This window comes from Priestia sp. 179-F W1.4 NHS, assembly GCF_045369295.1.
GTDB lineage: Bacteria > Bacillota > Bacilli > Bacillales > Bacillaceae_H > Priestia > Priestia zanthoxyli.
Window position 1 is genome coordinate 1 of the sequence record NZ_JBIQFF010000030.1, and the last position, 9,128, is coordinate 9,128.

General features: G+C 32.8%; 11 protein-coding genes. 5 read left to right on the plus strand and 6 right to left on the minus strand.

The features are described from left to right. The first annotated feature begins 127 nt into the window (after window positions 1-127). Entirely contained in the window at window positions 128-1,546 is a 1,419-nt protein-coding gene (mobV, locus tag ACH0CI_RS27490; protein ID WP_406902593.1) for a MobV family relaxase, read from the plus strand. An 889-nt stretch (window positions 1,547-2,435) separates the two neighbouring features. On the opposite strand, the gene ACH0CI_RS27495 is transcribed toward mobV, so the two are convergent. Next, entirely contained in the window at window positions 2,436-2,978 is a 543-nt protein-coding gene (locus ACH0CI_RS27495) for a replication/maintenance protein RepL (protein ID WP_050691720.1), read from the minus strand. A gap of 375 nt (window positions 2,979-3,353) precedes the next feature. Between ACH0CI_RS27495 and ACH0CI_RS27500 the strand changes: the two genes are divergently transcribed. Further along, window positions 3,354-3,581, plus strand: coding sequence for a hypothetical protein (locus ACH0CI_RS27500; protein WP_406902595.1), 228 nt, complete (start codon window positions 3,354-3,356; stop codon window positions 3,579-3,581). Window positions 3,582-3,670: 89 nt separating this feature from the next. On the opposite strand, the gene ACH0CI_RS27505 is transcribed toward ACH0CI_RS27500, so the two are convergent. The 3 genes from ACH0CI_RS27505 to ACH0CI_RS27515 all read right to left on the minus strand — a co-directional run bounded on the left by ACH0CI_RS27505 (window position 3,671) and on the right by ACH0CI_RS27515 (window position 5,002). After that, entirely contained in the window at window positions 3,671-4,102 is a 432-nt protein-coding gene (locus ACH0CI_RS27505; protein ID WP_154992615.1) for a terpene synthase, read from the minus strand. 9 nt (window positions 4,103-4,111) lie between these two features. Next, entirely contained in the window at window positions 4,112-4,582 is a 471-nt protein-coding gene (locus ACH0CI_RS27510) for a hypothetical protein (RefSeq protein ID WP_154992614.1), read from the minus strand. Between the two features lie 291 nt (window positions 4,583-4,873). After that, window positions 4,874-5,002 (minus strand): hypothetical protein, encoded by a 129-nt coding sequence (locus ACH0CI_RS27515; protein WP_260504228.1) that lies wholly within the window; start codon window positions 5,000-5,002, stop codon window positions 4,874-4,876. Between the two features lie 227 nt (window positions 5,003-5,229). Between ACH0CI_RS27515 and ACH0CI_RS27520 the strand changes: the two genes are divergently transcribed. Further along, entirely contained in the window at window positions 5,230-5,730 is a 501-nt protein-coding gene (locus tag ACH0CI_RS27520; RefSeq protein ID WP_251441195.1) for an HTH domain-containing protein, read from the plus strand. A gap of 50 nt (window positions 5,731-5,780) precedes the next feature. On the opposite strand, the gene ACH0CI_RS27525 is transcribed toward ACH0CI_RS27520, so the two are convergent. After that, window positions 5,781-6,131 (minus strand): helix-turn-helix transcriptional regulator, encoded by a 351-nt coding sequence (locus ACH0CI_RS27525; protein ID WP_221817252.1) that lies wholly within the window; start codon window positions 6,129-6,131, stop codon window positions 5,781-5,783. Window positions 6,132-6,286: 155 nt separating this feature from the next. Further along, window positions 6,287-6,757, minus strand: a complete 471-nt coding sequence (locus tag ACH0CI_RS27530) for a replication/maintenance protein RepL (protein ID WP_053215368.1) — start codon at window positions 6,755-6,757, stop codon at window positions 6,287-6,289. Between the two features lie 651 nt (window positions 6,758-7,408). On the opposite strand from ACH0CI_RS27530, the gene ACH0CI_RS27535 reads away from it, so the two are divergent. Together ACH0CI_RS27535 and ACH0CI_RS27540 are read left to right on the plus strand one after the other, a co-directional pair. Then, window positions 7,409-7,942, plus strand: coding sequence for a DUF3967 domain-containing protein (locus tag ACH0CI_RS27535; RefSeq protein ID WP_251441197.1), 534 nt, complete (start codon window positions 7,409-7,411; stop codon window positions 7,940-7,942). Between the two features lie 582 nt (window positions 7,943-8,524). Next, the gene (locus ACH0CI_RS27540; protein ID WP_016766102.1) at window positions 8,525-8,701 is read left to right on the plus strand and encodes a hypothetical protein; all 177 of its coding nucleotides are present in this window, start codon (window positions 8,525-8,527) and stop codon (window positions 8,699-8,701) included. Window positions 8,702-9,128: the final 427 nt, after the last annotated feature.

Genomic DNA, 9,128 nt, shown 5'->3' on the forward strand with positions numbered 1-9,128 from the left:
GACCGCCACCTCGTAGAGCGCGCTCCCAATTTGATCGAAGATGAAAAATTGGTGTAGTGCGTTACACCAAATCTAAAATTGTGGTATGCTAGACCCAAGTACAGTGGTCGAAATGGGGGGTTGAGGGATGGCCAAATATGGGATTATCCGCATGCAAAAGTTCCACAAAGACGCAATATTGGGGATCCAGAAACACAACCAACGAGAAGGCGAGAACAGTAAAAATAAAGACATCGATTCAATCAGAACGATGCTCAACTATGACTTGGTGAATGAAGACAAAATTAAGTACCATGAAGAAATTAAGAAGATGACGGCCACCCGTGTGAAACGAAAAATTCGGAATGATGCGGTCCTGGTGGCAGAGTTCTTCGTATCGGCCAGTCCGGAGTATATGCATGCGATGTCGCCAGACGAGCAGCGCAAATATTTTGAAGCATCACTTGATCATATCGCTGGCAAGTATGGCCAGCAGAATATTTTATACGCCGTGGTACATAACGATGAAGCGACGCCACATATGCACGTGGGGTTTGTGCCCATTACGGATGATCGGCGCTTGGCGGCGAAAGAATACTTCCATGGGAAAACCAAGATTCGTCGAATTCAGGATGACTTTCACAACTACATGAACAAACGTGGGTATGACATTGAGCGTGGCGAGCCGAGCGAGCTGCAGCATAAGAGTGTTCATGAGTTTAAGAAACAAGAACGTGAAAAAGAGCTAAAGCACCTGCAACAATTAGTGGCTCACAAGGAAAAAGAGCTCCAACAGATGGACAATTTAGTGGAGTTAAAATCAGCACCACCCGTTGAGATACGTAGCGAGAGACGGATTGAAGAGTTATGTAGTCAACCTCTTGAAGTAGAGGCGGCCAAGAGTGTCATGGGTTCCAAAGTGAAAGTGGAAGAAGCAGATTTTCATGAGCTGATGAGTCTCACAAAAGAGCTCCAGCAAACATTGGCGGCCGAGCATGAGCGTACTCATGCGTTGAGCCATGAGCTTGATCGCTATGAAAAAGAGAACAAGACACTGAAGAATGATTTGGATGAGACAAGGCAAGAATTAGAGGTATATGTGGCGGATCAAGACGGCCAAGTGGAAAAGGCGAAGAAACAAATGCGCCAGAAGCTTGTGCGTGACTTCTCAGCTGAACAAAAGGAAAAGCTCAAAGATGAGGTTAAGAGAGAACTAGATACGCAATATGAGGCTCATATAGGCTCTCTAAGCGATAATTTGACAATTGAGAAGCAGAAACATGAGAAAACGAAAAAAGAGCTTGTACAAGTAAATGAAGTGAATGAGAGCTTAACGAAGATGAGTCTTGGTTATATAAAGGATTATGTGCCAAAAGAAGATCTCGATAAAGCAAATAGGCAGGTTCGTGAACTAAAAGAAGAGAATAAAACATTGAAAGCCTGGAAGGAAAAAGCTTTAAATTGGATTGATCAGAATGTGGAGAAGATGAAACAGATTTCATTTTTTCAATATGTGCGTGGGATTGGAAAACCATCAAAACAGAAGGATCAAGACTTAGAACGGTAAAAAGGAGATATGAAGTTGAGTAAAATGAAAATGACAATCTTACTTATCGCTTTTGCAGTGGTAGCTGGTTATGATGTTTATTTACTGTTGAATGCTTATAACTATGGTTTTTCTGGTTAGTAAACATAGTTAAAGTCATATAAAAGAAGCTATTTCAATCGTATTGGCATCGGACTGAAATAGCTTTTTTATATTACATCTAGAGTGTTCTGGTTCGTCATGGATATCTTTATATGTGAAATATATCACAAACTTTTTTAGTTGTAAAGATAAAAACTGAAATTTGTATGACAAGTTTTAAAATAAAAGAAGAAACCTCGGCATTGGCAAGCGAGGTTTCTTCATGTAAGGGTTCATTCATACGTATCCGAGTACGAACGATGAGAGAATCATAACATATTTTTCAATATAACTATTACTTTTAATGTGTTGCTATATATACAAAATAAAAGAGCAACCTCTGCAGTGGACTAGAGGTTGCTCTTTTGCTACGTTGAAATTTGTAAAAATAGTCTGACCCGTAGTGTAGCATATTATGGTATCAAATGCTATTTTTGGGGTACGAAGCATATGAATAAAAGGTGCGCTTTTTATTCATTCGTTTGGGTTATGCCCTAGTATGAAACCCTTACGCGTCAAGGATGTATAAAAAGCTGCATAATCGATAAAGAGGACCCTTTTGAGAACCTTTGCCTCCCAAGGGTTCTCTTTTTTAATGTGTTCCGGAAAGAGACTTTATGTTAACTAACCTTGTATATCATATACAGCGTAAAAACGAAAAACCTACTGAACAGGGGATCAGTAGGTTTTTCTGCTATAGATATCACTATTTATCAGTTGATGCTCGGAACATCTTGAGTAGTTTGCTCAAGTTCGTAAGAACTTATGTCTAATCAGTAGTTTTTTCTTCATGAGATATAGCAACTTCATCTTTATAGTCAAAATCTGCTTTTTGACTAATTTTCCCTTCTTCAAAGATTACTTGGAATCTAATCTTCTTAATATTGTCCCAAGATCCTCTACCAAATAGAAATGGATTCATTTCATAAGTTCCAGTTCCTTTTCTAATCATAATTCCTTCTTTAACAAGTTTATTGATGTTGTTATTTAAACTTTGAACTGTATTAAACCCCAATTCTTCAGCCATTTGTTTTTTTATGTATGCATTTAAAACAACGATGTTATCATAGGCCATTCTTTTTAGAAGAACATTTAATGTCTTCTGAATACCACTTGATAGGTTATTTATCTGTAAGATATTATCTAAATAAATTTTTACGTAATCAGGTTCTTTGGAAACGTATGATTCTTCAATATGTCTTTGAAATAGCTTTTCTCCATCATCATTAGTAACTGTTTCTTTAACTTCCTTATTGATTTTTTTTCTTTGTGTATCTCCGATTAAGTCCTTTTCCCAAGCTTTCAAAATCACACCTCTTTTATATTATAATTTATAATCTGTATCGTATTATAAAAATTAGATAATTTCAAGGTGTTTTGATTATTTTTATAATCTATTTTAGATTATAATTTATAACAAATATGATTATGGTCTGTAACGTATGTGATTATAATTTATAATAAATACGATTATAGTTAATAACGTATATGATTATAGTTAATTCACAGAAATGTTGTTATATCAATGTTTATAGAGTTTTATCTCTTCTTTTCTTTTATTTTATGTAGATGTTTTTTGTGTTGTTTTGTGGGGTTCCGGAAAGAGACATTATGTTAACTAAATTTGTATATTGTATTCATATAAAACTATTGTTAAATTATATGGTTTAGGTGGAGGATACTCTTGTTGAAGTTTATAGAAAAAGGCTTTTTATATGGATTTATTTTAGGTATATCATTAGGGTTTTTTACGGTTCCTTATAAAGAGGTTATTGAAGGAAGTCTGGAAGAAACAAATTACTTTGATTTAAGTGATTTTATAATTCCTCTGCTTAGAGTGGGAGTTGTTGTAGCCTTAGTTGGAGCAGCAATAGGTTTTTTTCTTTATAAACGTAACAAAAAGAGCTTGGACTAATAAGTTCAAGCTCTTTTTGTTACGTTTATAAAATTGATTATGGAAAATAACTATAAATATGTATGTAATATATATAACTATTTCATATGTTAATCTTGAGATAAATAAATCCATTTCATTTCATCAAATTCTTCAATAATATAATTTGAACCTATATCTTTTAAAATTTTATTGAAAAATTTTATATCGATGTCATAATCATATAAGTCTTCCTGAACATATTCTGTCGTAATAAAATTCGTTAAATTTGTATTATTCACAAAGTCTGAAAAGAACGATCTTATAATGTCTGAATCTTCTTCATTTAATTTTTCATCATTAATGATTGAAATTCTAAAAACATTTAAAATCGCGTTAATATCTTCTTCGTCCATGTAACATAATGGATCTAGTTTTTTATCTTCTTCTGTAAATGGTTTTCTAGTATCTTCAATAACCACATAGGATAAAATGGTTCCTTCTCTTTCTACTTGAAAAATTTCTAAATCACGCAATTTTAATACTCTATGAAGTGATATCATAATTTCCTCCTATCCAAATATTAAACTAGGATGTCTTAACAAATTATATGCTGTTATACCTGTTATAGCTACCATTGTTACTATAAGTGAAGGTTTTGCTACTAACTCTGATAAAGAATATTTACTCATTTTCTGACGTTCTTTATCTAATTCTTTTTGTTTTTCTAATCCTCTTTTAAAATCAGCTGTTTTCTTTACATTTTTCTGTACAGACTTGGGAACACCAGCTGAATCTAGGGTTTTTTTATGACTTTTTCCTCCGTTAACTCTTTCAGCCCCTCTAATTTTCCCTTTTTCTACATGTACATGCCAATCATTATCTGTTCCTTCAACGTGGGGGCCTTCTACACGATATTTCCAACCAGCAGAGCCCGGTACGGGTTTCATAGCAGCAGCTGAAGCACTAGAATCTCCCATACTTAAAGCTAGAGTTGAAAAAAGTAAAGCGAATACCATTGATAAAATAAAATTCTTTTTCATAAAGTCTCTCTCCTAAACTTAAAATTCAATATAACAATATACTAAATTTTTAAGTATATAACAATAACTAGCATTAAAATAATTTATTTCCAAATAAACTAATTATTATTATGAAGACTTTATAATATCTTATTAACAATCTTGTTATTATAAAGGATAGTCTAGATATCAAGTTGTTTTTATTTTAGAATGATTTATATTTAGTCTTAATATTATATACCTATTGATAATGTACTTTTTGATAAAAAAAGCTTTTGAGAATATTATCTCAAAAGCTTTTTTGTCTATTTATTATAAAAAAGGTAATCCCCTCATTGGTACATCATAGTGTTTTAATAATACCCAAATAATTAAAACAGCTGCTAAGCTGCCAAAAGATAATAAAAGCTCTAGCATTCCTACTTCTTTTTCAGAATTCATATAAATCAGTCCCTTTAAGATATTAATAATATCTTGAAAAATATTATGTTTACTTAATAATTTATATATTACATTTTTCCTGTAATAGTTTAAAGATATTTTTTGCAGATTGAAAGAAAAAATATCTAAGAAAAGATCTCTTTGTTTTTGAGAAAAGTTATGGCAGGAAATATCATTTTGCATTTGAATACTAGTACTATATTCTTAATACGAAAATGGGGGCTAGTATGATGCTGGTAAAAAAGATGTTAAATGGCATTATGATGAAAGAAATCACCATTAAAGAATTAGCTGATCAGTATGATGTAAGTACTCGTACGATTCAATTAAAGATTAAGAAATTAGGCTATGAATGGGACAGTAAGGAAGGTATTTATCGCTATGTTGGACAAGAATCAGAGCCTTTAGATGTTGATTTTAGTACACTTATCTCTAAAAACAGTAAAATGCCAGCAGAACAAAAGCTAGCTACTAGCGAAGTAGCAGTTAGTACGAGCTATGTTGATGAAAGTGAAAGCACTAGTACTAGCTCTTTAAAAGCTAGCACAGTAGATGCAATTGATTTGTTGTTGCAAAGTCCAAAAGACCGTTCGAAAAGAGTATACCGAGGCTTTTATTTTGATGATGATGTGTTAAGTATTATTGATCGGGTGCCAAAGAGTTATAAATCTGAATTGGTGAATGAAGCTTTGAGAAAAGTGTTCAAGGAAAAGGGATTATTAGACTAAAAAGAAAAGCAGGCTTAAGCCTGCTTCTTTAGCCTTTAAGGCTACTATGTTTAAGAAATTCTTATTAGTTTTTTTGAAGGTTCTTGATGTAGGTTTTGAAATTGTTGAACGGCCTCTGTCATAGATTCTGTATTCAATTTCTTTAAGATGCTTTTTCTTTGATTTTTAATAGTGCTTTCTTCTTTATGAAGAAGGTTTTGTATTTCTGAAATAGAATGACCATCAATAGCAAGAGCAAAGACTTCTTGTTCTGCTTTAGTAAACTGATTCATAAATACTTTCTCTTTTAGGATTTTGCATTCTTCTTCAACATTCTTTAGTCGAGCAACTTCATCAACTAAATCAGAAGCTACACTTAGAATACTTTCAATACCCATTAATAGTTTTTCGCTTTGATCCATGATAAGACCCTCCTATTTTTTGAGGGCAACCCATGTTATAATACTAGTATCGAGTTTAGTATTATGTTTTTCACATGGGGTGTTTCTCTGCCAGGAGAAATGCCCTTTTTATTTGGTTGTGTCTAATCTTGTTGTTAATCGTTTGAATCACCTCCTTAATTTTCTTCTTTATCACCAAAATCCCCAAACTCTTCAAAAGTAATTAATAGATGGGCTCTTTTATTATGACTTCCATATGCAATAATATCTGGATTTAACATAATGACACCGGTTTTAACTTTTAAAAACTTCTTATCTACTAACATTTTTATAGTTGTATTTACAGTATTAAAGCCAATTCCAGCTTCTTTAGCTATTTCTTGTTGAGTTTTTATTAATATATTTGAATTCCAATCAAGGTTGTCTAGTATGTAATTAACGACCTTCATTTTTTTATTTCCCACAATGTCTAAGGCACTAATTAAATGAGTAATCCATAGTTTATGCCAATTTACGTCTTGTGTTTGACTTACTGCTTCTACTACTGATACTTTTTCTCCAGTATCTTCATCAACTAAGTTTCTTGTCCCAGTGATTTGGCTTTTAGAAGTAACTGTTCTAGTGGTTTTAACTGTTTTTTTCTCCAATTCATTCACCTCTTTTTATTTACTTTTAATAAATAATTTTATTTATTAATTTCTTTTGGCTATGTTTACCATTATACATCACTTCAAACTAAAGTAAATAATTTTGTTTAAAAAAAGTAAATAATTTTGTTTGCAAAAGTAAATAATTTTGTTTGCAAAAGTAAATAATTAAAAATCCCCTTAAACCCTTGATAATACTGGTTTTTTAATATATTACTAACCTTCTAGCTTCTTGTCTTATATTAATAGGGCTATTTTCCATACAAGGTTCGAGTAGTATTTTTTAAGAAAATCACTTAAAAAATCTCCACTCTTTTCTCCTTGCATTTCAAATTTCGGCAGGGTTGGTTATATCGCCAAGCCGAACATACCCAAAACAAAGTTTAAGATGCTCGGCTTGTGACGGCCATTATACCTGCCGAACCGCCAAAGCAGCCGTCCATAGTTGCTACCTTTTTTCAAATAAGATACACAAATGGGGACTAGTCCCCAAACCCCTAGCCAGCACGCCACCCCAAAACAAAGGTGAATCAATCGATCAATCATCGATCAATCAGTAGGGATTTTGATAAAATTAAAGAAACTATATATAGTTTGTCTTAGTGATTGATTGATAATTGATTGATCGATTGAAGGAGGACAGTTTATATTATGGATTGGATAACGATCAATGATATTTCTAAAATGATTAATACACCTGTTCCAACTGTAAGGAGATACATACAAAAACATCAAGCTTTTCTTAATACTAAGAGGGAAGGGAAAAAGATTTTATTACATCCAGATTCCGTAGAAGTTCTAAAGAAAATTCGGAAGTGGTATATGATCGATAACTTGATTGATACTGAAATAGATAGTAAGCTCAAAGCCGATGGTTATAAGCTTTTCATTGATGTTCAATCAATCAATCATCAATCAATCAACCAAGAATTAGACTCTTCTTCTTTAGATTTTTTGAAAGCTATGTTTAAAGAACAAAAAGCAATTAACGAGCAACTTATGGAGAGTAATAAATTATTGGTTAAAGAGCTAGAAGAAATAAAGCAAAGCTATAAAGAAAGTGAAATTAAAAGGGAACAAAGAGACTTAGCTTTAATGGAGACCTTACGATCAATACAAGAAACAAAGAAATTAGTAGCTGCTTCAGAAGAAAAAAAGAAATGGTGGCAGTTTTGGAAATCCTAATTTACTATAGGTTTTATAAACAATATAAGTTCTGATATATGGACAGCATATACAATGTTTTTTATAAGATGTGAAAGAAGATTTATTAAAAAATGGCACCTTAAAGGTGTCTTCTTTTATGTAGCATGATATGTCATATATGGTATATTCTTTTGATGCTTATTACAGTGGCTGTTGTGAGCTTTCTTTAGATACAAAGGTTAATTGCATGTAATTTTTAAGACACTTTCCTATAGATGCATTTGATTACGTTAGTAATCATGTAGCTATAGAGAAGTTTTTTTCTTATTCTCCTGTTATCATTTATTTTTGTGAGCGGCCGCATGGATTGAGATTTTAAAAATATTGTCGTGAATATGCGAATATACATGTAGCATACATACAGTGAAGGCCGCCTTATAGGATGATACATAATGGGCGGCCTTTGTTGTGGCTATGTATAATTTATAACACATATATTTAATTAAAAATTTGGTATGTCAAGGTTCATCTAAAGGACTTTCTCCGTTTCAGTTTGGAATAAAAACTTAAGATATTTAGCAATATAAGTTTAAAGAGAAATTAGAAAGGAGATAAATTTTTATGAATAGTAACGATAATACTAATAAAGACAATTTGAATTTATTGGGAGCAGTAGCATTAGGATTGACCACGGTTTACACTGCAATATTAGCAACACAATTAATGTCTACAAAACATAAAGTTGATTATTTATATTACAAAGAACATTTTCAAAAAGAAGATAAGAGCAGTAATTAATTTTTTGAAGCATATAAACTACTAAGAATAATTTCTTTCAAAAGTATTCAAAACCTCCGTATAAAGTGGTCTGTCAACGGTAAATCGCAAGACCGTCAGGTCGAGAATTTAAGGAGTTGATAGATTCACCAAACCCAAACCCTCCTGGCACTCAAACAACCCCGTTTGTTTGACGCCAACCGGCGAGGGAGCCCCCTCAAAGGTTGAGGGGGTTGGGGGTGTTTGTAGAAGCCATTCCAAAGGGGCTTCCCTTTGGCAGGTGGTGGACGGCGTCCACGGTCTTCATGAAAAAGGGCATCCGTTGAGGATGTCTTTTTTCATTTTGGCGGAGCCAAACACAGGGAGGAACCCCGACCGCCACCTCGTAGAGCGCGCTCCCAATTTGATCGAAGATGAAAAATTGGTGTAGTGCGTTACACCAAATCTA